Genomic DNA, 25,027 nt, shown 5'->3' on the forward strand with positions numbered 1-25,027 from the left:
TCTAGCGGTGAAGCAGACCGTTGAAGCGGGCCTCAATCTGGGCTCTGTGGTCGTTGTAGAAATTGAAGAGGCGTTGGAAAATGAGGGCCACGACGGCCGGAAGCACTAATCCCCACAGGCTGTCGAGCTTGGGCTTAGAGGACGTCATCCCCTTATCTCCACTGGGTTTCGTGTTTCCTGGCTTCTTACCGCCGGGTGTGTTGGTGCCTTCGCCTTCGCTTCCTTCCTTTGAGCTTGCGCAGTCCTTGATTGCGGCGTCGCCAGCCGCGACGGTGAGCACCTGGGGTTCGGAAGAAATTTCTTTGCCATCTGTGGTGGTGGCCGTATAGCTGACTTCGAGTTTGTAGATACCCGGCTTGGTAAAGACCCAATTGCTGTGGGTATGCGAGGCAAAAGTGGTCTCGATGGACAAGTCTCCTGCGGCTGAGTTGATCAGCGGGGTAAAACCTTTGCCTAATCCTTCAGTGGTGAAGAGCCCAATTTCTGCGCCTTCAGGCTTCTCGACGGGCTTGATATTGAGCATGACCTTGCCGTCTTTGTAGTCCTTGTAATTGAGAGCTTGGGTGTTATATCCCGGCCAGATGATGCTCTGCTCTTGAGTCTGGGGGAGGAGGAAGAATTTCTCCTTGCCCAGGTAGTCGAATTCCTTGCCGTTGAGCGCGGCGGGGCGGGAGCGCAGTGCGTTATCGTGTACTGCGAGGACGACGTCGTCAAGCGGGCGCTCGACGGTCTTCTTATCCACGATGGCCGTTTCATCCTTGAGGCGGGTGAGAAACTTATCGCCGTCACGGGATACCGCAATATCGACGTGTCCGTGGTCGAGCACTGCCTTGTCGGCGCAGACACCGGTGTTGTCGCCGGGTTCGGGCTGAGGAGTGTTATCTGGGGCTGGCGCAGGAGCCTGAGCCCCAGCGCCGAGTTTGCCCACGCGCTCGTACGTTTTTCCGAAAGCGAAATTGTCGGTCAGCGTGATGCTGCCGGAGTCTTGCGTGATGCTTGGGTGCGGAAGAATATCGAGGCGCACGGTATTGCCGTTGAAGTTTGCATCGGCACCGACGACAAATTCCGCGCGGCCGCGGGTGATAGTGCCGTCGAAATCGATGTCCGGAAGCGAGTTTCCCTTGCTAAAGAAGCCACCGTGCACGTAGCCTTCCAGGTTTTTATCGGCTGCCTCCAGGATGATGCGGGTGGCGTCTTCGCCCTCCGGAACGGCGCGCGCGGACAGTCCCGTGTCAGATAGCGAAACCTCTTCTCCGGAGAAGAGTTGACGGGGGTTTGTGGTCTCGGTCCAGGACTCCGCGGACGTCTTCGAGGTGGTGGCTACTTCTGCGCCCTCGGAGTACTTGAGCTGCTCGGATACCCACCGCGGGCTGCCATCTTCTGGGGTGTACACCACCTGAATCTCGGAGGATTCTGGGCCTAGGAACTCGTCAAAGTGGGCTTTGCCGTCGGTAACGGGCAGGTCGGTGAGGAAGTAGCCGTCGATAAGCAGCGTGAGCGTGCCGTTACTGCCCCCAGTGAAGTCGATGGAGGAAAGCCGCTCGTCTCCATCTTTGTCACGGGACTTAGCAGGGGCGATGCGCAGGCGATAGTCCTTCTGGCTAGCGTCCCCTGCGGATGCCTGTTCGAAGCGCTCCTTGAGGGAGGGAGTGCTGTGGTCTGACGGGCGCTGCCCTCCGACCTGAATGGACGTGGTTGTCGGCTTGGAGGAAATGAACTCGCCGTCTTTGTTTCGCGCGGTGGTTTGGTAGGTGAGCTGGTAGCGCCCGGGTTTGGAAAAGACAGTGAAGTTGTGGGTATGCGTGCCGCTAGTCAGCCAACCGGAGTGAGGTGCGCCCTCCGACGTGCCAAAGAATCGTTGAAGCCCGCCAGGGCCGGGGTAGTAGCCAAACATCTCTACTTCGCCCGGTCCATCGACGCTTAACAGGTCGAGGGAGGCGATGTTATCGCGGAAGGTGTCGACAGGAAGCTCAGTGTCCGCGCCAAAGCCCATCCATACCGGGTCCAGGCTGCCCTGCACGCTGGCAGGGGCCATGTAATAGGTTTCGCCCGGCTTCCCTAGGAAGGAGAGCGCAGGGTCTTCAGGCACGGTGAACTGGTATTGGTTCGTGCCGTTCTGGTCCCAGCCTTTGCCTACCCATGTGACGGTGTCGGCGAGATCGTGGTCGGATTCGGCTGAATGGCTCTTGAGGTTAAGAGAATCGTCTTCCCAGAATGCTTTGGGGGAATCGATGTGCGTTTGGGTGGCGACGTGTTTGCCGTCGTCAGGGCCGGCTACGGCGGTAGCGGGGGAGAAGAGAAGTGTGGCGCAGGTAAGCAGCGCCACGGAGCGAGTTCGAGCCACAGTGTGGAACCTTTCTTCAGTTCTGTCGAGAGAATTTCACTATAGGGAATGGAAATCAATTCCGTTTAGTCTGGATCGAAAACCCAGTTCACGCTTAGTGGAAACCGGGTTCAATTACCCCCAAGTGGGGCGGGCGGTGCCGTAACTCAGCGCTGAACTACGATGGTTGACATGACTGAAACAACTTCCGACGTCCGCGTACGTTTTTGCCCGTCGCCCACAGGAACGCCCCACGTGGGCATGGTCCGCACGGCGCTGTTCAACTGGGCCTATGCCCGCCACACCGGCGGCAAGCTCATCTTCCGCATCGAGGACACCGATGCCGCTCGTGACTCCGAGGAGTCCTTCCAGGCCATCATTGATTCGCTGAACTGGCTCGGCTTGGGCTGGGATGAAGGCGTCAATGTGGGTGGTCCGGACGAGCCGTACCGTCAGTCGCAGCGCATGGATATTTATGCCGATGTCCTGCAGAAGCTCAAGGATGGCGGCTATGTCTACCCGGCTTATTCCACCAATGAAGAAGTGCAGGCGCGCCACAAGGCAGCCGGACGCGACCCGCAGCTTGGCTACGACAACTTTGACCGCGACCTCACTCAGGAGCAGATCGATGCCTTCGAGGCGGAAGGCCGCAAGCCGGTGTGGCGCCTTCGCATGCCGGACAAGGACTGGACGTGGAATGACCTGGTGCGTGGAGAGCTGACTTTTAAGTCGGAGACCCAGCCGGATTATGTGGTGGCCCGCTCCAATGGCGCACCGCTCTACACGTTGGTTAACCCCGTCGATGACGCGCTCATGGGGGTTACCCACGTGTTGCGCGGCGAAGATCTGCTGTCTTCCACTCCGCGCCAGCTCGCCCTCTACGAGGCGCTCATTGAGTTGGGCATTGCCAAGCAGACCCCGGAGTTCGGCCACCTGCCGTTCGTGATGGGTGAGGGCAACAAGAAGCTGTCCAAGCGCGATCCGCAGTCCAACCTGTTCAACCACCGCGATGCGGGTATCATCCCGGAGGGAATGCTCAACTACCTGTCCCTGCTGGGCTGGTCCCTTTCCGCGGACAAGGACATCTTCTCCGTCGATGAGCTCATTGCCAACTTCGACGTGCACGACGTGCTGGGCAACCCCGCCCGTTTCGACCAGAAGAAGTTGGAAGCCATCAACGCCGACCACATTCGTTTGCTTGAGCCGGCTGACTTTGCCCAGCGCCTGCGGGATTACCTCACCGAGTACACCGACTTCCCTGCGGATTACCCGGAAGACAAGTTCGCCTTCGCCGCCGACCTGGTGCAGACCCGCATTAAGACGCTGTCTGACGCTTACGGGCTTATGTCCTTCCTGACCACGCCGGACGCTGAGCTGGAGCTCGACGCCAAGGCGGCCAAGAAGAACCTCAAGGAGGAGGCTGTTCAGCCTCTCGAGGTCTCCATTGCCAAGTTGGAGGAGCTCGGGGAGTGGAAGACCGAAGAGATTGAAAAGGTTCTCTCTGGCGCACTTATCGACGACCTCGGTCTCAAGCCCCGCAAGGCCTACGGCGCCCTGCGTGTCGCGGTCTCGGGACAGCAGGTTTCCCCGCCGCTGTTCGAGTCCATGGAGCTGCTGGGCAAGGAGTCCACGCTGGCTCGCCTTAAGGCAGCTCTGGCCGTGACTCCGTGGAGCGCTGAGTAGTCTCAAGCGCTAGTCTCACAGGCCTGTAATTTCGGGGCATTAAGAATCGTTCTTAATGTCCCGAAAATGCTATCTGGCCTGGCGATTTGTGTGTATCGGTGGTGCTGGATATAGTAATAAAGCGTTGCAGCGAGCGGCGAGGGGTTAACCCCAAGCAAGCTCAACGCGATAGTGGCCTATGGTGTAATTGGCAACACAACGGTTTCTGGTACCGTCATTCTAGGTTCGAGTCCTGGTAGGCCAGCAGTGATAACTGCGTAAAGTGCTGCGGCACTTTGCGTCAGTGGTCACAGTTCTATGCCCCGTTCGTCTAGCGGCCTAGGACGCCGGCCTCTCACGCCGGTAACACGGGTTCAAATCCCGTACGGGGTACCACTTAAAGAGTGGCAAGCGCAATAAACTTGCCACTTTTTTTATAATTGGCGACCATGCACTTCTACATTATTCATGGATACCAAGCCAGCCCTGACAGTCACTGGTTCCCGTGGCTAGAGCGCCTGTTGACCGCCGATGGCCACACCGTTCACACCATCGCGCTGCCGGAACCGAACGCTCCGAAGCTCGATGAGTGGGTAGAGTCGATACGCAACGATATTGAGCGTCCAAACGCTAATACCTGCATCATCACGCATAGCCTGGGCGGCACCGCGTTGCTGCACTATCTCACTGCATTGGAGGGTGAGTGGGAGCTTCCTGGGCTCTTCATTGTCTCTGGGTTTGTGGAGAAGCTTCGTGTGATCCCAGAGCTTGACGAGTTTATTGGCCAGGCTCGCGTCGACGTGCCGGCTGTCAAGCACCACATCGCGCACACAGAGGTCTTCGTGTCTACTGACGATGTCCTGGTGGACCCTTCCCTCACGCAGCAGCTTGCCGACGCCCTCTCGGCCGTGTCCATCACCATCCACGACGCGGGACACTTTCTTGAAGACGACGGCTATACCGAGTTTCCACAGCTGGGGGATCGCATCACGCAGTGGCTGCGCAGCCTATAGGCCCTCAGTCATCGCTTTGAGCGCCTCGACGTGCTGCACGTAAGCTTGTGCACCCGCCTCGGTGAGCGCGACCCACACGGCGTCCTTGGCGCGGGTAGAACCATACTCCCGGGTGCGGCTAATGTAGCCGTGATCCTCGAGGTGCTTTAGCTGCTTGGAGAGCGTATCGGCGGGAAGCTCCGTAAGCTCGGCGAGTTGACCGTACTTCATCTGCCGTCCTTCGGTGGCGCCGGCGGAGTAGAGCGTGGCGCAGATCTTGAGCCGATTGATGGGGTGAATGACCGGGTCCAGCTCAGGGGGCTGGTGAGATGCTTGCCTAGACATTGATGCCCTTTATGGCAGCGTTGCTGTTCTCATAGAGCATCCAAGCTGTCGCACCAGTAACCATCACTCCGCAAGCAATCATCCACGGCCACGTGTCGGGGGTTGATGCAGTGGACATGATCATGGCGAAGGGGAGGACTACGCGTGACCATGTCGCGCGATCGTTCCTCGGCCCCTGGTTGGGGTTAGGGCGAACAAAAGGGTTCGCGATTTTGTCCTTGAGGAGGAAGCCGAGGATGAACGTCGGTATCAGGATTGCGAGTGTGTACCACCAGGACAACTTGGATAGCGCAAGACTGCTACCGATACCGAGCGCTACAAGTGCTACCGCCCACCAGCTTTGTGTCCAGGCGGTCCGCTGTTGGGCGTCTTGAATGATCTTGAGTTCATCGTTCACGTCTTCACTCCTTTGATTGCATCAATGGCAAGTGTATCACTTGCATGAGGTGCAAGTAAGGAGATGAGGGCTGCGGTAATTGCTGAGTGGTGCGGTTGTGCCCCTTACCAGAAGGTGAAAAGTCCAAGTAGGGGCGGACTTGGGAAAGCTACCAGGGGGTATACCAGTGGTCAATTGGTCTAATTCCTTCCGCTATGCCTTTGGTGGTCATACACTGCAGGTATAAGGCATTCCCGACAGAAAGGAGAGCGGATGGCGGAAGCTGATAATCATCACTATCGCCGACGCGACTCTAGCAGATAATACGAGGCGGCATCGCCATAATCCACAACTTCTTAAAGCCAACATTCGAGCGAAGTAGGAGCCTTGCACCACATGCTGTTAGCGCACGTGTCCTCCCGAACCTCTAGCGATGACTAGCGAGTGCTCCGGCCCCAGCTGCCAACGGCACGCCAGCGGAATAACCACTGATTCGATCCGCGCCCGGGCCTTGAGAGTCAATGATTTCATCGCAGTCGAAAGCGGCAATGAGGTTCGGGATTTTCTTTGTGTAAAAGCCATGCTAGCTGCTGATTTGTGTATTCTTTCGCCGATCCTATAGTGTTTAGCAAGTCCACAACGGACAGCTAAACGAGCCCCGTTCGTCTAGCGGCCTAGGACGCCGGCCTCTCACGCCGGTAACACGGGTTCAAATCCCGTACGGGGTACAAAAAGGCGGTTTCACGGTTCTGACCTGCAGAGTTCACGAAACTGATAAACGCCAAACGAAATCCCGATTCTCGTTACTGAGAATCGGGATTTTGCTTGTTTTACTCGACCCCTGGTGCTTAAAAGCAACAGAGATAGAGTGAAATTTCGGCTAAATGGGCACTAGCCCACGACCTGTAGACCACGGCCCATACGGGCGGTGGTCTTTGTTGGTCTTTAGGCAGCAGCCGGGGGAGCCTAGGGTGCGACGTTGCCGAACGTGTTCCAGTCAGAGACTCGCTTACACGGTTGAGTTGGAACCGGGTCGCTGGGGTTTGTATTCAAGTCGAATACGACTCGGTGAAGGAACTTCTGAATCAGGTGAATGTTGACACCCACGATGCCCAAAGCGGTTACGAGGGTCGCGTTAGCGAACCCACGAACGAGACGGCGAGTCTTGTCGCCCAATCCCATGCGACCGTTCTTGAGAAGGGCGTTACGGCTCTCGATCGTGTTACGACCACGACGGTACGTGTCAGCCCATTCCTGCGTTCCCCAAGAAGGTCCCGTCTGAACGTGTTTTGCTGCTGCATCCACAGGGATACGAATCTGCGTCTGCTTGAAGACAGCACTGTTACGGTCTTCCTTAGTCAAGTCACGAGCGAACACCTTACGCAGGGTGGCACCTTCTAGAGTCTTGTCAACGCCGATTCCGTCAACCTTGAGCTTGGCACGCTTGCCACGGGCCGGGGAATAGAAGTCGATAGAGCCGTCCTTGTGCATCTTCTTTACTTGAAGAGCGAATGCTTGGCGACGGTCGATAATGTCGAGTAGCTCGTCACGATCCATTTCGCCAGCGGCAAACAGGGCGCTAGCGTCGCGCCAGCGTGCGGGCATGCCCGGGAAGTGCCAAGAGCCGTCAATAAGCTGAGCTCCGTGGTAGGTAGCCTGTAGGCCCATCTGGCCCTTGACGAGGTCGCCCATGACCTTGTAGCCCGCCTTGCGCAGCGGGATCTGCAGCTTCTCAGGCTTGCTCATCGGGTAGTAGATACGGTCACCGATAAAGGCACCCTTCGGCACGGATTCGTCGGCGATGAGATGCTGCAGGGCATCCATGGCACGATCTGCCGGCGCGTGGCCCGGCTTGTCCATTGCCATGCCGACAATGAGCTGTGGCAGGTTGTCCTGGCGGGCAGGGAACGTCTGTGTGACGATCGTGGCCTCGTATGCCCAGTACATCTTTTTAGGCGCGGACTTGGCCTTGTCGCCGTTGTGATCACCTTCGCGGATGTACCAACCTGCGTCAGGGTCTGACGAGCGCTTCGGCTTGCGGTCACGCGGGTTGCCCGACTTAGCGGCGAGCACAGGGGTGCCGTCTACAGCTACGTCGCCCGTCCATGCGTCTCGGTACTCTTCGGGCAAAAGGCGCACTGACGCGGCGATGAGTGCGTTGGTGAACATGGTCAGTCGCAGGTAACGCTTGCGGGTTTCTTCCGGGTTAGCCAGAGAGACTAGGTAGTCGAACTCGTCTGTCGTAAGGCGCTTGCGGTAGGTCAGGGTCGGGTTCGGATCCACGACATCCTTAACCTTGTTCCATGCTCGGTAGACCTTCTCGTACCACGCCTGGCGTCCCTTGTAAGTGGTGTAATCGGTCTCGTGACGCTGCGGCAGACCGAGCGCGCGCAGGACCTGGTTGTTCGCACGATCGGTGATGATGTTGACCGCTTGCTGGATGTGCAGCGGCTTGGCTTCGATGGTTAGCATGGCCATGAGCGCGAGAACCGTGCGCGGCTGAATCGTGGCTGGACGGCCACCCTTGCTCGGGTCGTATCCATCCTCGGCACGCCAGGTATCGATGAGCAACTCCACGCCCGAATCGTCAACAACGTCAATGGCACGCTTGGGGGAGTTCATGCCGACCACGTCGAGGCTGATGATGCCGACCTCGGCTGCGTCACCTGCGGCAGTGAAAGCCTGGTTGCTCATGGGCTGGGGTTCACCTCCCTGCGCGTACTTGAGGAATGGATGCTGGAACGTCACTTAAGCGACCCCACAATCTGTTGTGAGGCCGGTGAAACTAGCTACGACACGGCTGGAGTCCTCCTGATCGGTGGTGCGTAAACGCACCATAGATTCCGTACTGTACCGGTAAAGATCGACGACATCCAGGCGAGTGGAATCTGAATCGGATCGTGTGTTCGATACGCTTGTTACATGCCCGCCCGACAGCCGACTCCCAAAGAGCTCTACCCTGAGTGGCCCGACGCTCAGATCAAGAACCTGGCGCACGCCCGTCTGCAGCTTGCCGCTCGCAATATTCGCCGTCACGTTCGCGACAACATTGAGTTGAAGTCGCTTAAGGATTTGGCAGAGGTTACCGGCGTTGGACACTCCACGATCAGCGACTTTGTTGCTGGCCGCGCTTGGCCAAGTGTCTTGACTATTGCCCAGATTGAAGTTGGGATCGATCGCGAAATCTGGCCCAGAGGTTTGGGCGAGGGTCGTCGCATAAAGCCCACCGAAATCGCGAAGTTTGGTCATAAGAAGGATCGTTCCCGGTTTTCGCGAGGGCATTGAAAGGGATCTACGACTTTTTGTTTGAACGGGAAAACACCTGGGGTTTAGTTAAAAAATTCTTCTTTTTCGACCGGGTACCCGGTTTGTGAGATCTGATGTGTTTGGTTGAAACTATGCGAAAACTAGGGGAGAGCGAGGATAGTGTGCCGGACTATACAACCGAAGAAAGGTCGTTCCCGTGACCCATCATCACTTTGAAAGACTCGGCGGAGTAGTCAATGAAGATTATTGGCTCGTCGGCTCTCAGTCACCTACACGTATTCCTATTTCAGAGCTTCACACACGCCATGCGGGCCACTATGCTGTGCCGTTCGGTTGTGTCTCCTGGCCGTAACTATCAGGCGTGGATGATGAGATTCTTGACCCCGGCGTAGGTCGAGAAGGTATGTATCGACAGGTTGATCAGTAGCTGCACGATACCTATTCGCTAGAGAACACATTCCCCGAAATGTCGGTGGCTGGGTTCAGCACAAGAGCTATTGACGAAGCCGTTGTTGTCGTTAATGGGGGTGATCTTGACGCTGTACGCAAGTACATCACCAACGTGTGCAATCACGCTGTGGCGAACAAGCGAGACTATCTCAACCGGATTGCAGTCTTGAAGTCGATCAATGTTTATCCCCGAAAGCTTCGCTTATTCCCGTATCATTCGAGTATCGCGAACGATACGGATGAACTGAGCTGGCGTGAGTATCTCGCTGTACTACATCGTTCAAGACGCTCATGAGCTTGGCCGTGAGTCTGGAAGTGTGAAGGGCTTGCACTTGTTGATGAGTGAATGGAACTGATGTAGTTGTTCTCGGCTCAGGGGCGGCGAAAAGGGGCCAGGTGAAATCCCGTTTCTCCCCGTTTCATTTGCGTGATAATAGGTGCATGGCTGCGAAAGAACTCACCGAACGGCAGAAGAAGGTTCTTGAATGGATCGTGCGCGGGTGTGCCGGCAACCCGCCTTACGAGACATTCAAGACCACAGCACGCATGTTGGAGGGGCACGGCCTGGTCAAGATTTCGGGTCGTGGTGCAGCATGGAAAGCGGTTGCAACAAAGCGCGGTGAGCGTGTTCACAATGGGACTGAAGCTCTGTCCGTGAAGAGGCGAGGGAAGAGCGCGGCTTCGTCTGTGCCTGTCTCACAATCTCACGTTCCTGTGAAACCACCCGCGCCTTCTGAGTCTAAGATTGATCTTGAGCCTTACGTACAGAAAGTGTTGAGTGCAATTGAGCACTCAGACCTCGATGCTTTCTGGTGTGCAGCGAGTGAATCTGAGTTGAAACGAATTTGGATTCCGGTCGGGAAAATATTGGTCAAGAACTATGGCGACTCGGAGTCAAACATCATCTATGACTACGTTGCAACACAGCCGGGGTGGCGAACTCAGGGCAGTTTCAAAGTGGGAAAGCTTCAACTTGAGCCGATGCGGCTTCCTGATTGGCGGGCGCTGATTCGTGGTGAGAAACGAATTTCTAAGTATCACCCAGCTGTGAAAACGACTTTCGAGTGGCGCAAAGGAAAACTCAGTCCTGACGTGTACGCGCGTGCGAAGCGGGTGTTGCATGTCGTCTTCACGTTGTTTGAGTTGTACGGCGGCACTGTGGAAGTTGATCAGTGGTACAACGACTGGTCGAAGAAAACGGTTGTGCGTGGAGTCTCGGCGGGTATTGGCAGCATGTCGAAGGTTTTAATTAAAGAGGGCTACGAAAAGTCCGAGCGCGAGCCGACCACAGAAGAAATCGAGAAGCATAATCGGTGGCATAAGGGTGAGCCGATGCACCGTTACTACAATCATATTCCCAATGGACAGCTGACAATTGAGGTTGGTTACGGTCTCAACGCGCACGATACAAAGCGAAATCCGAACGGAATTGAAAACGGTATTGAACGCTTTTTCATGTCGCTGCGAGTAAGAGATTTTTGGTACGGGGTTAATGCTGAACTCTCACGACGGCGAAAAGAATTTAGGGAGCGGCAGGCTGAATTTGCTCAGGGCATCGCGGCGAAAACTGTTACAAAGGATTTCTATTTCGATGTGTTGTACAAGCGTTCTCAAGAGTTGAAACAGTTTGAAGCAGTACGCGAATACCTTGATTTCATAAAGCGAAACGAGCCTGAAAGTCCATGGATCGCGTGGGCAGAAAAGTATCTCGACACGTTTGATCCTCGACACAATCTGGCAATGCCGAACCCGCCGGAGCTCGATGTGAAAGCTCATGCAGGACTGATTGAAAAGATCATTGGTGTTCTTGGCGAGGATGAAAGCACGTGGCGTGACGCGTTCCAGGACGGTGAGTATCACGGCTGAGGTGTTACACGCGCGCGGGAGCGGCATGAACGTGCGTAGCTGCGGTGGGGGAGTGGCGTGTGTGTTGGATTGGTGGTGCGTATAAGTACTGTTGATTCGGGGTGGTTAGGGCGGTCGTGAGTGGCTTCTAGGTTCTCTTCCACTGCGGCGCGGGCCAGATTAGCTGGGTTATGGCCCTCGCAATCCTGCCCGATATTCGGCCCTATATCGAGGCGGTCTGTAGGGCTTTTAGGGGTGCTCTCAATGCGAGGTTACGGGCGCTGGAGAATAGCCCTACGAGAGCTTGATTCTCGCTCCTATAGCGCTTGACTGGTAGTTCAGCCGAAATACAGCCAGGAACACACATAGACACGCGCCCGAACAGGCAAAACAGTGTCTCCAGGGACCGAACGGGGGGGAACTGCTAACAACGTAATGGGTTGCGCTGGAGTTCCTGGATCGACAGCACATGCTCTTGAGCTGACCTCAATCTTCCAATATCAAACACAAGCACCCACTCCGAATCATCGTAGTGGGTGCTTCGTCGTACCTAGCGCCCTGCCGGCTCAGAGACGAACCGCAGCGACGGGGTAAATGCTGACGTGACGTGGTGGCCAGGTTCATGCTCCATGTTCCATGCCGGCTTGCAGCTGAGGGCAAAGCCGAACTCCCTGTCACGGTCGGCACAGCGGACGTGGTGCGTGTGCGACGGGATGAATAGGACTACCTTGTCGCCGACGTAGCGGTGGATGATCATAGGCGTGTCGGTAACCTGAACCCAGCTGCCGGTCGGGACGGAAAGTGGACGGAGAAAGGACATGTGACCTCCAGGTGTTGAAGTGGAAACCGGAGATTACCGGGTCCGTCGCTGCTTTGTCCGGTTGTAACGGCAGACTAGGTGTAGCGCTCGACTTCAATTGGATCGCCGCCCCAATGCTCCACGACACAGTCGCCCGCACGTGCTCGCTCCCGAGCGTTGAGAGAGTTCTCGACAACCCAGCCGCGACCTTTGCAGGTTGGGCAGGCATGAAGATCCACAACCCAGCCGGTATCGGGATTCCACGCAGCTACCGCGCCGTCGCGTCCCCACCCTGAGCAGTCCTCGCACAACATGGGGTAGGTGGTATCGGTCCTAAAAATGTCTGGGGTCGTGGTGTTACGGACACGCGGGTGCTTCCAGGTCGTTTCGAGGTACGCCTGGACAATGTGATCGTGATCCTCGGCACTAAGAGTTTCATCCGGGTACTCGTAGGTAAAGTCAGGTTCAACGCCAGCTGTGAAGTGCGCTGAGGTCACGGCGGGCCGCGGCTCAGTGGGAACAGCAAGCTTTGTGGGTTCGACAGCAACAGGTTCGAGACTCTCCACAGCTGATAGCTCTGATGAGCTGCTGTTCTCGTGGAAGAGTCCACGCACCGACCAGATGTCTTGATCGGTCTCAAAGCCTCCGACAATCTCATCGAAGTAGCGGTCGTTTGTTATGCCAGCGACTTTCTGTACCACTCGGGGCGGGATACCAGCCGTAACGCACTGGTTGATCCAGGTAATTCGCATACGGCTAAGCGTTGGGATAAGCCCTTGATCCGCGCTGCTGACGATGACTGCCGTTGCACTTTGCAATCGTCTCTTGCGAGTGGGAGTTAAGACATAGTCAGAAAGCCCATCCTCGTGGACCGGTCGATTCTCCCTCAATGCCCGTTCGAAGTCATGGTGCACGGGAATATCGCGGTCAGGAAGATGTACGACAAAGCCTTTCGAGTCAAAAGTAATCTGATTCCACCTCAGCTCGTCCATCTCTTTGCCCGTCAGGCCAGCACCTAGACCAAGTGCAAGCACCAACCCTTTGTTGCGCGTTACGAACCCTCGTTGCTTGAAATTAGCCCAGTCGCGAATCTCTACGATGTCGTGCTCCGTGTACGGCTTGTCAGGCACGGAGCGTTTGAAACTCGGGGCGACTTGTTGTGCGTAAGGAGCAATGACTTTCGCTACTGCATATGCGCAAGGTCGTTCGGTATATCTGAGATCGGCAATGACAACAAGCTCCGCCAATCGAGGCTCAACGAAAATCTCGTCAAGGGGGTCTTGTGAGTCGGCAGCAAGAAGCACCTTGGTCACAGCACTAGTGAATACATACGGCTTGCCGATACGTTCAGGAGCCTCGTTCCGAGCGCGGCTGACAGCTTCAATGACTCGGTCTCCAACCTGTTGCCACTGTTGGGGTGTCACTTGCTGCGGTTTGCGGACTTCTCCCTGTGCGAACCACTCCGGCCAATTAGACACTGCGCAAACCCCTGTCGGAGCCATGGAACCATGAGCGAATGGTTGCTGGTGAGTACTCCACATCGGCACGCAGACTGCTGTAGCGTCTCAGCGTCGTTGTCCCGGCGGCGAGACAGATGAGCTCGTCGTTTACCCCAGCATTCATGAAGTGCTGAATCCACGTGACGCGCAGGCGGGCGGGCTTCGGGGCTAGACCTTTCGAGTGGTACATCGTTGAGAAGTTGGATGCGATGTTGCTTCGGTCTGCCTTGACGCTGTCGGGAGCTAGGACATACTGTTCGGGGCGGTACTGGTTCTTACCGTGGATGAATGGCTCGGCGTAGCGTTGGCGCACCGGCACGTCGCGACCTGTCACATCGAGCAGCATCACACCTGTCTCATCGACGTAGACCTGTGCCCATGTCAAATAGGACGCTTCTTTGGCCCTGAGACCCGCACCGAGACACAGTGAGACCATCAGCTGCTTGTTGAGTACGTTCGTTGCGGCGTTCGCGGCGTAGTTCATCCAGACCTCGATTTGCTCAATCTCAGCTGGGGTATAGGGCTGTGGAACGGAGGTCGGCTTTACTGGGGTTCGAGCGGTTGGCTCGCTGAAGCTTGGGTTGACGATACGGGCGATGGCTCGCAGTCGTGCGCGCCGGCGTTGCGCTGTTCCCGACGCGTAGGCGGGGATGAGGGACTCAGCATAAGCGTTGATGATGTCCCAGTCGAGTACGTACTCAACGGCGAGTTCGTAACCCTGCTTCTCCACGGCCCACGTCACGAGATCTGTCAGGAACAGACTGTCCTGCGAATCGGGGGACAGGTCGGGATGGGAGAGCAGCTGGGCTACGAAGTCGGGGATGGGGGTAGTGGACATGTGTGGGGCTTAGAGTAGTGTGCCTTGATTCTTCGACCCGCCACGAGTGATTTGAGCTTTAGCGGGTGAATCCAAGAGTGCTTTCGCGGGGATAGTTTCGCCATCAATAACCTGCTGTAAGAGGATCTTTGCAGTTTCTTCTATGTTCACCATGAACTCCACAAGCCAAAGCAGATCCAGCAACTCCCCATCATGAGTCCAACCCTTTGCTTGAATCTGATCCAAAGGCGAGCTGGAACGTCCTGAAGGGGTTTTCATCCGATACCCAAGCCAGGATGAGACAACTCTTAGGCCAGAGACTTCGAAATCCATTAGGTTCTTGGATACGTTTGAGAAAACTGCATCACCGACGTGTAGCTCTTGGGTTGCCTCAACATACTGCCAATTCTCTGGGTATACGCCTGTCGAGCTCGCTTTCATCATCTTGGACTTGCCGCGATAGAGGCTTTTTTGAGACACACCAAACTCATTGAGGTCAGCTGCGCGATTACCAGCAGTGGACTGGAAAATGATCTCTTTGCCTAAGGCGCAAACTGACTTGAAGGTCTTTTCGGACTTAGTGAAAATTACGCATGGGCTTGATTCGGCTAGTTCGTCAGCGAATAGCTCTGTGTAAGCCCCCGTGCCGAGTTGGCCTATTACATATGCAGCAACGTCCTCAGCGTTGACTTCAATTCCTAATTCGGAAGACAGGACCTCGACCAAATGCGCTGGAATATTGGGTTGTTGACATAGCTTGTCGGTGTACAGAGGGAAGGTACTCTTTGCACCGAAAGAACCTCTGAAATAGTCAAAGTCTGGGACAAGCTCCGTAACAGTGACGGCTGGACCTCTTCCAAGTGCAATTGAAGTCAGCGATTGAATGAAGATTTGATTACTGTTTTCAGACTGAATTGCCCATGCAGATCCAGGGCGGTCGATGAGGCGATGGTCCGCCAGACAGTATTGGCGGTCAAAACTTCGGTATCCGTAGGGGACGGCGACAATAGAGTGCAAGTCTGTTTCTTCATAAATAGACTTGCTCTTCGTTTCCGATTGCACAATCAAATCAGACTTTGAGTTAGTACCGTATTTCTTGCCTGACGGGGAGTCTGCAAAAAGAACTTCACCATACTCAAAATCTCGATTGTCATTGAGAACTTCTAGCCGTTGAGTCAGTGCCTCGACTGTTGGCGCAATGGGCCACTTTCGTCCAGCCTTGGAGCCTGAGAAGAACCAGGGAAATACGGAGTCAAGCGGGACACCATCACTGAGCGCCGCTGCGCTCGATGGGACAAATTTGTCAGTCCAGTCTGCTTCATCGAGCTTTAGCCAGTTGTTCTGCTGATCGGGGGCTTGCACTGCGTTGAGTGAGTCCAGTTTCTCCCTTCGCGTACCGGAAACCCGAAGGTAGTAAACCTGGGCCTTTTGATTCATCCGGTTGTCGTGACGCTTCTTTACGAACGTGCCAGTCTGCTTGTTAAAGGTGTTCTGATGCTGAACACCAACGAAGATTGCAACTGGCGTTTCGATTGAGAACACGTTTTCATCCTTGCGCGCAGCACGATTGTCGCCGGCCAGATCAATGATCCAAATCTCATCGAAGACCCTACGCATGTACTCTCGGACACCAGCGAAACCTGGGCCGCGCAGGTACGAAGATGAAGTAATGAACGACACCACGCCAGGCTCCTGAGGATTCTGCTGACATGCTTTCCACAGTGCCCAGCGGATGAAGTACACGTACAAGTTGTAGAGGTTCTTCGCCTGTCCGCCCGCACCAAGTTTCTTCAGCGGAGCGATGAAGTCATTGATGAGCGGCTCGTTGCCATCGAAGTCTTGGAGGACCACGTTGGGAATTTCAGCTGTGCCAAGAGAGTCCTCCCGCTTTCCGCGCTTGTAGGGCGGGTTGCCGATAATAACGCGAACGGGAGTCTGCTTGTCTTTGATAATGCCAGCTCGCTTGGACTCTTCGCTGAGGTCAGCCTCGACATGCCACAGCGCATATTGGGAAGAGTCTTGAGACAAGTCTCCAGCGGCGAGCAGCGTGTTAGTAAACAGAACCTGCACGCCGTCCTTGTCGAGTTCGAGACCAGTTGCTTCGAGCGCCTGGGTCATGCGCAGGTGCGCCACGGAGTATGGCCCCATCAGCAGCTCAAAGGCACTTAGCCGCTTCGACAGTGAGCGGGCTGCGTCCTGTGGTGCTGCGGAATCTTTCAGCACATGCTCGGTGATAGCCAAGGGGTAAGTCGCGGTGCCGGCGGCGGGGTCGAGGATATTGACTGAACCGTCACCGAGTCCCTTGGGGCGACCGATTCGGGTCTTGATTGCGTGATCGGCAAGGCGAACCTGGGCGCGGACAATCTCAACAGGCGTGTAGTAGACACCTGACTCCTTGCGCATCTTCGGATCGTACGCGGCTAGGAAGTCCTCGTAGAAGTAGAGCCACGGATCTGTGTCCTTGGTGAACTTCGCTGAGTCAACGGCACCGAGAGTGGCTTCTAGGAGGTTAATCGGGTCTTCGACAAGTTCGCGAAACTGTTCTTGGCCCATCAGTTCCAAGACGGCACCTAGTAGTTTGTGCCCGTTGCGCCGCAACCCTCGGGTAAGTGTGTTCACGCTGAACTCGTCGGCTGGGATGTCGGTCTCCACACGAGCGAGCAACAAGGCATAGGTGAACGTCTGCGCGAACGAGTCAGCGAACTGTGCCTTGGTCGCACCAGGCATGAAGTCGATCTTCCAGCGGGCATAAAGGCCATCAAGGGCATCATCTTCGTTGTCCCCAATGACTTCCTTGACGCTGTCGCGCAGGTATGCCGTCAGCGGAGCAAGGAGATCTGCCAGAGCGCGGGGAGATGAGGGAGTAGTTGGTTTCCACGTCAGGAACGCCGTGAGAAGCTCAGCTAGGAGTTCCAGCTGATTGTTGGGCACGTTACCTTTCGAGTCGGAGTCGAGGATTACGTGACAGAGCGGAGCCTTGAGACCCTGACGGACTAGTGACCACTCCCAGCCGTTTGTGTAGATGAGGTTGGAGTGGTTCTTGAGTTTCCTCCATTGGGCCTTGTCGTGTTTGGACCATCCTTGAGCCTTGTAAGGGTTTGCGCCCTTGAGCGAGGATTTGAGTTCGACGTGTCCGATGAGTGGTCCTGTAGTGCGCTTGATAGCCATATCTAGTCGAACACCCTGAATATCATCAGCTGCGGTCTGCCGATGTTCGGTGACCACACGGATCTTGCGCATCATAAGGTCAGCCGCGCCCATGAGGAAGTTGTGGATTGGTGTCTTGAGCTGATCCTCGGGACTGGTTCGACGGTCCTTTCCGAGTTCGTCGTCGATTACTGCAAGTTCACGAACGAGTGTAGAAGCAAGCAAGACAAAATCAGCCGAGCTGGGAAATAGGGCAACCACAGTGATCCTTTTGGTCGGGGATAGCTGGGTTTAGTCTATCGATTCGGGACTGGGGTGGATTAACTTTACGGCAGCGAGTTTGGTGTTTTCGGTTGCTCTGGTGCTTCTACGCACCTACGATCAGTCACAGCTGCCGTTGCCTAACAAAAGAGGTCGTATGCCCGCACAGAAGCGTCTCGTGGACATGTATCCCGACTGGCCTAATACCGATCCTGTAGATATACGCAACGAGGTTCATCGTCGCTTGCTCCTGTTGGCGAAGAACGTACAGATGGAGGCTGGTAAACACGGCTCTGTTCGCTATGTGGCAGAGCGCTCGCAAGTCTCGCACACAATGATTACTCGCTTCGTTCGCGGCGAGTCGATCCCCAGAGTCGATACCATCATGGCGATTGAACAATTCGTCGAGACGAGCGTGTGGCCGGTACGTGAGACCACGGCTAAGCCTGTCGAGTTGCCTAAGGGATCCTGGACCCGGTAGACCGGTAAGTCATCCCTACTACCTCGATTCTGTCGAGAGAAAAGGCCGGTGAACATGGCCCTCGAAACCTACCAACCGTCCACCATCCATCATGACCGTTGGGAATCGATTCGCGACTTCACGGTGAGCCTTGGGCAGCAGTACCGCGACCTGCACCCAGAGATTGCCTACAACCGCTACATGCCTGTTCTAGCGCGCCTGGTCGATGTGGTGTGCAACAGGGACGGCTATGAGCAAGACATCGAGGTCGTGCTTGACGCTGAGATAATCGAGATGATGATCCGCGATGAACTAGACGATCTCTCCGTTCATTCAAGGGGCGTATACAAGACCACGCTGCGCAGGCTCGGAGAAGCGCTCAACCCGAGCTGGATGGGGCAGACGATCTACAAGAAGTACGCCCGTACGACCTCACAGCCACCGTACACCCCAGCTGAGATCACCGACGTTCTCGACTGGTGTGTGGACACGGACGAGTTCATTAGCTGCGAGCGACGCAAGATCGTGGGGCTGGGGTTAGGCGCAGGGTTGACGAGCCGGCAGGTGAGTGGGCTGAAGTGGTCAAGTGTCGAGGTTGACGAACGGGGAGTGCTCATCCATCTGCCCGACCGCACAATTCCCGTCACAGCTCGCTGGGTCTACCTTCTCGATTTGGACAAGGCGGGGCGAGATGAGTACGTTCTACGCCCCAATGTGACGAGCCGAGAGCCTGATGATGTGACGGGCAGGACGGCACGCAACAAGATCGAGTCAGGAATGCGGCCTGATATTCGCCGACTGAAAGCGACATGGATCGTGGACTTGATGAATCGCTTTGTGCCCGATGCGTTTATCTGTCACGCGGCGGGGATTAAGACGTTGAAGCGCTACGAGCCGTTCCGCCCAGAATTAGGGGATAAGGATCTTGTGGCGGTGCGGGGGTTATTTCACAGAGACGGACGTGGCGAGGGACTGCGGGTGGTTTAAGGGGCGGGAGCGACGTTGTTCTCGGCCATCCAAGCTACGAACTCGTCATGGACTGCTTTGCGTATGCCTAGCAATATGTCGAGGTTAGAGTACGCAGTAGCAGTCTTTGTCTTATCTCGATAGTTGACGAAGGAGCGTGCAGCGTAGTCAGCTGCTGCTAACGCGTCTAAGACGAAGCGAATCGTCCGAAGCTCTAACGGCAAAGGGTTGTGAATAACGTAAGTTCTGTGCTTGTAGGCTGTCCAAGCATGCTGGTGCGTATATGCGCTCGTCTCCTTGTACATCCGGTAGCCGCCTAAGACTTTAAGCGTTTCACGTACTAGCGCGGTATTGCTAGGGAACTCAAAGTTCGTCCCACGGTGCCGGTCCGTGTGGATTTTTGTTGCTTCTTTGAGCCGGGGGAATACACCTGGGACGAGGTCACGCTGCTTTTCATAATGAATCTTGTCTGTGACCGCTCGCATGGCCCAGAAGCATCGCTCGATCGGTTCAAACGCATTGAGGTAAGCGATCTGCGCACTGGTCTCGATTACTGCACGAGCAATGGGGGCGATGGTCACGGGGCTGACGAAAGGGCCATCGAGAAGGTTGTTGATCGTGTAGAGCCACCCGCCAACGAGGTCTGCAGACCCTCCGGTTATCTCTTCGCCGATGAGAGCAACGTTGTAGTCCTCGGCTTGGAAATACTGGTTGATGTCTTGCTTTTCTTCCGCAGTAAGACTGAGGTTGGCCTGGCCTATCGTCTGGATATTCTGAGCTGTTTCTCGACACAGCCTCGCTAATGCTGGAAACCAATGGTCAGGGAAGGGGCGAGAATAATTGGCGTGGGTTTGCATCATGTCGAATAGGATAGCGAGTCATCAGGGCATGAAAGTGTCGTTCAATTTCCAGTTCTCCCGCTACGATGCTTTTTATGTCCCCTAAACCATTCCTTGAACCGCGTTCTCCCGAAGATGTGGAGCTAGTAGTCATTAATTCCAAGACGCAATGTCCTGTTTGTGGTCGCGTCGTGAGCGTCAATGTGAAGCGTGGATTCCTTTATTCGCACGCTCCCAAAGGTCGAGCTGGGAACTGCGCAATTCGCACGCCCTACTATTTGCGAATTGAATCAGTAGCTCAGCCGACTCCAAAACTTCCGCCCTTGACGTCCCGTCCCGCTCAGCCGCAGCCGACAAAGAAGCCAATTTACTTTGACAAGAGCGTCTCAGTAAGAACCGTGTCGGGAGGTTTACCTGGGATGCGTAGGAACAGGAGATTTTAGGGCGGGTCTGATAGAAGATTCTCCCCTCCCGCCGGATCGACAGGAGGGCAGAGATCAGTGGTGCTTAAAAGCTACACTCAGCGGTTGGATGCGCAGGAGAAAAGTTCATCGACCAACTAACTGCGCGCTGAGCCGTTGATCCGTCATAATAGATTAATGACTATCTCTCGTTCTCTTATTGCACTCGCAGCGGCTACCGCCGTGGCATTTGGCGGTGTGACCATCGCACAGACTGCATCTGCTCAGACCACAACTCGTGAGTGGGGCTTCCTGGACATTTCCGACAGCGACACCCAAAACGGAACATCGTTGACGATTCATAACCCGTCAGGTGTGGAGCTGAATTGCACGGCAGAGGGGAGTGATGAGAGATATGCTAAGCCGCGTTTCGCACCGTGGGTGCAAGAAGGCATCTCTTACGCAGAAGCTCACAAACTATCTTCGGAGGCCTGGGATAACCTAGGGCGAGCTATGTATCGGGATGGTGCAGCTTTCCATCGTGGCAGTGTGCAATATTTATCTCCTGGAGAGACTATGGAAATGTCAATCTACCCACCATTGAAGGCTGGATCCGGAATTTACATGACTTGTACTAATCAGACTCAGGGGGGCGATGAACTGTTTGCCTACGGCGTTGTTCAATCTGATTTTTCTGTCAAGTCTTCAATTCCTGTGGACGACAATGAGTATCCGCTCTCAACGACTACGCTCCCAGTGACTACCACGGTTACCGCCACGGCCACTGTTACCAAGTCGGTTCCCACTACGGTTACTAAATCGGTTCCCACCACCGTCACCAAGTCTGTTCCGACCACCGTTCGCCAGACCGTTGTCTCTCAGCTCCCCGCCGAGACTGTCACACAAACTCAGACTGCAACGGTGACTTCGACCCTCGCAGCTCCGACGGTCACCAGAACCGTTTCAGCTGAGCCAAGCGACTCCGGCTCATCTGACGGCTCCGTGATTGGCTGGATCATCGGCATTCTCGTCGCCTTGGGCCTCGGCGGTGTTGCTGGGTTCATGGCTCAGAACTTCAACATTCCTGGCCTGAACTTCTAGTCTCAGCTGCTGACATCGCCCCCGCTCCGCCTGCTCAACGGAGCGGGGTTCGCTGATCCTGCGCCCGTCCGGCATACTCTCTCTTGTCCCTACGTCTTTGGAGCACCATGACCGACTCCCTATTTTACTACCGACGGCTGCTGGATCATCGGAGCCGAGACCAAAGCTGCAATCCCACGATCCGGGTTCCCACCCGACACCGTGGCGATGATTGATCTGCTCACGGCTCGACGGTACTGGCCGTACCTCCCACACGTGGATCTCGACCTGATGGAGCAACACCACCCAGGAGCCAAGGTACTTATCACTGACCTGAATCGCGCTTTGCATAACGAGTGGGACATGCTCGGCGGTTGGACGGGACTGTATGAATCTGGTCAAGCCCAGCGAATCGTAGCGCAGGTGACAGCCGAGGTCGAGGATCGAGAGCTGGCTTCTTTTTGCGGCGGTATCATCGAGGATTTGTTCCTGTGGGCCATGAACGATGAGCGTTCAGCGATGGAGGGGCGTGGAGCGCTCAAGGAATACGGGGTGCAGTCCCCAGAAGTCCTGTTGACGTTCCCGTATAACCCAGCTGGGCTTGCCGGAGGGGAGCTGGAGTTGTGGCATACAAAGCTGCGGCGTAACTATCTGCATTGGCTGATTCAGAATGCTGTGGCAGCGGAACGGGAGGGGGATAGATTACCGGCGTGGCAAGTGACGGGGTTCGCGGCGGTGAGGGGGTGGCTTAATTTAGGGTCGAGGTCCAAAGTTCAAGCTAAGCAAGATACGAAATATCATTAGTAGAAGTGTAGCAAGGCGGCATCTTGAAAGAGCTCGGATCCGGGAACGTAGGCTATATATCTTGCTCAAATGGGCATCGGCCCTTTTTCACTCTTATGATAGAAGTCAAAAGAGATCCGAGTTGAAATATGAAGCCAATTCCTGGGAGCAGGAATAGTTCTTCACTAATCGCCCAGATTCGCCGCGTGTGGCGATAGATTACGCAAACTGAAACCCTCACAAGTCGTAGTGTCACTTGGGTGGGATACCCTGTGAGTTTTTAACTGGACTAATTAGAGGTTCTTCAAATACTGGCGCATTTCTTTGCGGACTGGTGCTCTTTCTTGACTAGATTGGAGCCGCTTCTGCCGAGTTAAGTCTGGTTCAGGACCCTCACGTAACCACTCCAAACATCGCTTTGTCTGCAGATTTATTTCTTCAGGTGTGGAACTCCCGAAGTGTTCACACCACTCTTCGACCAAATCAGTCTCGGTGAGGAATGGTTCTGTGGCCTCTTGAAAGTTCTTTGTGGGAATTACCACTCTGGACGAGTAATGTACCCACCGTTGAAGCAAGAGATTTATTCCTAGGGGAGATAGACAAGCGACACGCTCCGTTAGCTGGTCCGAAGACACCAGATGTAAGTCGTCAAAGCTAGCAGACCAGTTCTTACCGCTTGGGGCCGCATATTCGAGCTGCGGCAGTTCCATTTTGGCAAAATAACGTTGCCAGTCTGATTCGACCCATGGCTTCGTCTTCTTTATTTGAGCGACTAAGAGTCTCGAACGCAGAGTGATCCCATTAGATCGCATGGAGCATGGATGTTGCAGGATAACGACGGGACGGGCTTTAGCGGAAGGATCAGCGCTGAGCTTAATGAGAAACACATCACCGGTGAGAACGGGCCGATAAGGACTTACATCGTTGCCCTGTGCCAAATAGAGCTGTTCCCCAGTTAACTTTCCATTACGAAATGGACTTTCAAGGCTAATAGACATTGGAACTCTTATTAATCCTTTTCGGGGGAATCGACCGGCACTATCGAGTAGGAGCCGTCATTTGCGATAACAGCCTTAAAGTTAGATTTGTACTCTTCTCGCCATTGAGAATTGAATCTTGTCATGATCTCTTCAGGATCAGAATGCTGTGTTGCTAACCTAAAAACTAGGTCTGGTCGGTTGGAAGAATATAAATCAATTGGTGTAATTGGTATGCCCTTGATGATTGGAATTTCGAACCACGATGCGACATCAGGAACAATATACTGCGTCGAAATTATGTGGGTTAGGGCGGTTGTCGCTGCCAGCTCAAGGTGACTATCAGGTGACACTTTGGACCCATTTCGCCATTTTCTAACTGCAGGGACGGAGACACCGATCATCTGTGCGATGTGCCGCCAAGAAAATCCTTCATCTGCCAACGTTTCAAGGAGTTCTAGTGCTGGACGTTTGCGCATCTCATTGGTCGTTACTCTCCAATACTTTATTTGAGAGTCTTCATGAACTTGGTCAGCTTCAGAAGAAACAACCTGAGCTTTTGTGCTTAAGTATCCTGCGTCCTCTACTAGCTTTGATAAGGGGTTAAGTGTGCCCCGCTGGGATGGGAATGTTTCTAGAGAAAGGTCTGTGATTTTATTTAGAGTGTCGGTCATTTTCAAGTACCTCTTTTCGGAATTTATCGGTTATTAGGGATTCAAATACTCCGCGAGCTGTAGTGTGGAGATCGTCAAGTTTTTGAGGCAAAGCCTGGAGAGGAGTTTCGGGGGTAAAAAACGACTCGGTTGTGATATCTAGCAGAAAATACGGCCCAGGTGATGGCAATTCACGGGAAAAGTCATTTACACCCTCAAATTCATATCCCTGACCCTGCCCGTGTCGGATCTTCACAAATTTATCATCTTCGGCCTGTAGGACAGACAAAGTTTGTAGCGGGATGGGGCTTTGAACAAAGTTACGAATTGGTTTGAGAGGACGCAGCAAATCCTCCGAAACCCAGAGCTGCCAATCGATATGACCAGTGGTGCTGTCTGAGGGTACGCGAAGCTCATCGAGGTATCTAAGTTCAATTCGCCTAAGATCTGGGTTTTGAACTGAGTCAAGTAAGTTTTCTATGGCGGCGGATACAAGTTGGTTGAATTTTTCAAACCCTTTGTAGTCGGTGGTTTCAACTACTGCGGTGACGATTATCGATCCATCGGGATCGAGCGGGGAAAACTGCAAATAATGATGCATTCTTCTATCTCGGGACAGCCACCTCGGGGACGAAATTACTTTAGTAGTTGCGGCTTCCGGAGACTCCTGATCGATCTTGATTTGGTGAGAGAGCAGGTCTTTACGCTCCGGTAAGAATTCTTGCAGCTCGCGACTTGTCGTAAGTGTTGGGATTTTTTCCACTTTAATGTCGATCTGACATGAAACAAGAGCTAATGGATCGTTGGGGTAAATTTTTAGAGTTGGCATACGATTATTCTACAACAGGATTGAAACCCGTAGTGAAACCAAAACAGTAACCGCTAGGTAATTGCGTAGCGTAATAGCTTCCCCTGGCAATCAATCATGTCTGTGAATGTCGAAGCTGGTAGCCGCCTTTTCGTGGTGCAAGCCCCGAAATTCTGTGGTGCAGGGGTATTAGCAGGCCAGGGGTTCAGACTGGTGAGGGAGTTTCGTGAAACCGCCAAAATAAAAGGCGGCAAGCGTCATGCTCGCCGCCTTTTCG

At 54.7% G+C, this 25,027-nt stretch carries 19 protein-coding genes and 3 tRNA genes; 11 read left to right on the forward strand and 11 right to left on the reverse strand.

Annotated features, from left to right (window positions below; translation table 11 throughout):
- Position 1: 1 nt before the first annotated feature.
- A complete protein-coding gene (locus tag M5J06_RS01830; RefSeq protein ID WP_250223819.1) occupies positions 2-2,344 on the reverse strand; it encodes a choice-of-anchor M domain-containing protein in 2,343 nt (780 codons plus the stop codon).
- A 162-nt stretch (positions 2,345-2,506) separates the two neighbouring features.
- Here M5J06_RS01830 and gltX point away from each other — a divergent pair, with 162 nt between their 5' ends.
- The 4 genes from gltX (at position 2,507) to M5J06_RS01850 (ending at position 4,998) form a co-directional block, all read left to right on the forward strand.
- Positions 2,507-4,006 (forward strand): glutamate--tRNA ligase, encoded by a 1,500-nt coding sequence (gene gltX / locus M5J06_RS01835; RefSeq protein ID WP_083306845.1) that lies wholly within the window; start codon positions 2,507-2,509, stop codon positions 4,004-4,006.
- Between the two features lie 172 nt (positions 4,007-4,178).
- Positions 4,179-4,250: transfer RNA gene (locus M5J06_RS01840), tRNA-Gln, on the forward strand.
- A gap of 55 nt (positions 4,251-4,305) precedes the next feature.
- Positions 4,306-4,381: transfer RNA gene (locus M5J06_RS01845), tRNA-Glu, on the forward strand.
- 53 nt (positions 4,382-4,434) lie between these two features.
- The gene (locus M5J06_RS01850; RefSeq protein ID WP_250223820.1) at positions 4,435-4,998 is read left to right on the forward strand and encodes an RBBP9/YdeN family alpha/beta hydrolase; all 564 of its coding nucleotides are present in this window, start codon (positions 4,435-4,437) and stop codon (positions 4,996-4,998) included.
- On the opposite strand, the gene M5J06_RS01855 is transcribed toward M5J06_RS01850, so the two are convergent.
- Both M5J06_RS01855 and M5J06_RS01860 read right to left on the reverse strand, forming a co-directional pair.
- Positions 4,993-5,322, reverse strand: coding sequence for a transcriptional regulator (locus M5J06_RS01855; RefSeq protein ID WP_193634272.1), 330 nt, complete (start codon positions 5,320-5,322; stop codon positions 4,993-4,995). The two genes, M5J06_RS01850 and M5J06_RS01855, sit on opposite strands and share 6 nt — an antisense overlap.
- Positions 5,315-5,719 (reverse strand): hypothetical protein, encoded by a 405-nt coding sequence (locus M5J06_RS01860; RefSeq protein WP_250223821.1) that lies wholly within the window; start codon positions 5,717-5,719, stop codon positions 5,315-5,317. The genes M5J06_RS01855 and M5J06_RS01860 overlap by 8 nt, the downstream gene beginning before the upstream one ends.
- A 634-nt stretch (positions 5,720-6,353) precedes the next feature.
- On the opposite strand from M5J06_RS01860, the gene M5J06_RS01865 reads away from it, so the two are divergent.
- Positions 6,354-6,426: transfer RNA gene (locus M5J06_RS01865), tRNA-Glu, on the forward strand.
- A gap of 238 nt (positions 6,427-6,664) precedes the next feature.
- On the opposite strand, the gene M5J06_RS01870 is transcribed toward M5J06_RS01865, so the two are convergent.
- Entirely contained in the window at positions 6,665-8,392 is a 1,728-nt protein-coding gene (locus M5J06_RS01870; protein WP_250223822.1) for a hypothetical protein, read from the reverse strand.
- A 228-nt stretch (positions 8,393-8,620) separates the two neighbouring features.
- Between M5J06_RS01870 and M5J06_RS01875 the strand changes: the two genes are divergently transcribed.
- On the forward strand, positions 8,621-8,983 hold the full coding sequence (locus M5J06_RS01875) for a helix-turn-helix domain-containing protein (protein ID WP_250223823.1): 363 nt from the start codon (positions 8,621-8,623) through the stop codon (positions 8,981-8,983).
- A gap of 873 nt (positions 8,984-9,856) precedes the next feature.
- Positions 9,857-11,281, forward strand: coding sequence for a hypothetical protein (locus M5J06_RS01880; protein ID WP_250223824.1), 1,425 nt, complete (start codon positions 9,857-9,859; stop codon positions 11,279-11,281).
- 529 nt (positions 11,282-11,810) lie between these two features.
- Here M5J06_RS01880 and M5J06_RS01885 read toward each other — a convergent pair.
- The 4 genes from M5J06_RS01885 to M5J06_RS01900 form a co-directional block, all read right to left on the reverse strand.
- The gene (locus tag M5J06_RS01885; protein WP_250223825.1) at positions 11,811-12,080 is read right to left on the reverse strand and encodes a hypothetical protein; all 270 of its coding nucleotides are present in this window, start codon (positions 12,078-12,080) and stop codon (positions 11,811-11,813) included.
- A gap of 74 nt (positions 12,081-12,154) precedes the next feature.
- A complete protein-coding gene (locus tag M5J06_RS01890; protein ID WP_250223826.1) occupies positions 12,155-13,189 on the reverse strand; it encodes a site-specific integrase in 1,035 nt (344 codons plus the stop codon).
- Positions 13,190-13,529: 340 nt separating this feature from the next.
- The gene (locus M5J06_RS01895; protein WP_250223827.1) at positions 13,530-14,396 is read right to left on the reverse strand and encodes a site-specific integrase; all 867 of its coding nucleotides are present in this window, start codon (positions 14,394-14,396) and stop codon (positions 13,530-13,532) included.
- 9 nt (positions 14,397-14,405) lie between these two features.
- On the reverse strand, positions 14,406-17,783 hold the full coding sequence (locus M5J06_RS01900; protein ID WP_250223828.1) for a type ISP restriction/modification enzyme: 3,378 nt from the start codon (positions 17,781-17,783) through the stop codon (positions 14,406-14,408).
- 157 nt (positions 17,784-17,940) lie between these two features.
- Here M5J06_RS01900 and M5J06_RS01905 point away from each other — a divergent pair, with 157 nt between their 5' ends.
- Together M5J06_RS01905 and M5J06_RS01910 are read left to right on the forward strand one after the other, a co-directional pair.
- A complete protein-coding gene (locus tag M5J06_RS01905; protein ID WP_070684224.1) occupies positions 17,941-18,264 on the forward strand; it encodes a helix-turn-helix domain-containing protein in 324 nt (107 codons plus the stop codon).
- A gap of 54 nt (positions 18,265-18,318) precedes the next feature.
- Positions 18,319-19,230 (forward strand): site-specific integrase, encoded by a 912-nt coding sequence (locus tag M5J06_RS01910; protein WP_250223829.1) that lies wholly within the window; start codon positions 18,319-18,321, stop codon positions 19,228-19,230.
- Here M5J06_RS01910 and M5J06_RS01915 read toward each other — a convergent pair.
- Complete coding sequence (locus tag M5J06_RS01915) at positions 19,227-20,069, reverse strand: hypothetical protein (RefSeq protein ID WP_250223831.1); 843 nt, start codon at positions 20,067-20,069, stop codon at positions 19,227-19,229. The two genes, M5J06_RS01910 and M5J06_RS01915, sit on opposite strands and share 4 nt — an antisense overlap.
- Positions 20,070-20,647: 578 nt before the next feature.
- On the opposite strand from M5J06_RS01915, the gene M5J06_RS01920 reads away from it, so the two are divergent.
- Positions 20,648-21,550, forward strand: coding sequence for a hypothetical protein (locus M5J06_RS01920; RefSeq protein WP_250223832.1), 903 nt, complete (start codon positions 20,648-20,650; stop codon positions 21,548-21,550).
- Between the two features lie 207 nt (positions 21,551-21,757).
- Positions 21,758-22,333 (forward strand): hypothetical protein, encoded by a 576-nt coding sequence (locus tag M5J06_RS01925; RefSeq protein ID WP_250223833.1) that lies wholly within the window; start codon positions 21,758-21,760, stop codon positions 22,331-22,333.
- A 988-nt stretch (positions 22,334-23,321) separates the two neighbouring features.
- Here the strand turns inward: M5J06_RS01925 and M5J06_RS01930 are convergent.
- Both M5J06_RS01930 and M5J06_RS01935 read right to left on the reverse strand, forming a co-directional pair.
- Positions 23,322-23,963, reverse strand: a complete 642-nt coding sequence (locus tag M5J06_RS01930; protein ID WP_250223835.1) for a helix-turn-helix domain-containing protein — start codon at positions 23,961-23,963, stop codon at positions 23,322-23,324.
- Complete coding sequence (locus M5J06_RS01935; RefSeq protein WP_250223836.1) at positions 23,944-24,771, reverse strand: TIGR04255 family protein; 828 nt, start codon at positions 24,769-24,771, stop codon at positions 23,944-23,946. The genes M5J06_RS01930 and M5J06_RS01935 overlap by 20 nt, the downstream gene beginning before the upstream one ends.
- Between the last annotated feature and the right edge of the window lie 256 nt (positions 24,772-25,027).

The organism is Corynebacterium intestinale (assembly GCF_023574125.1).
GTDB classification, from domain to species: Bacteria; Actinomycetota; Actinomycetes; order Mycobacteriales; family Mycobacteriaceae; genus Corynebacterium; species Corynebacterium hesseae.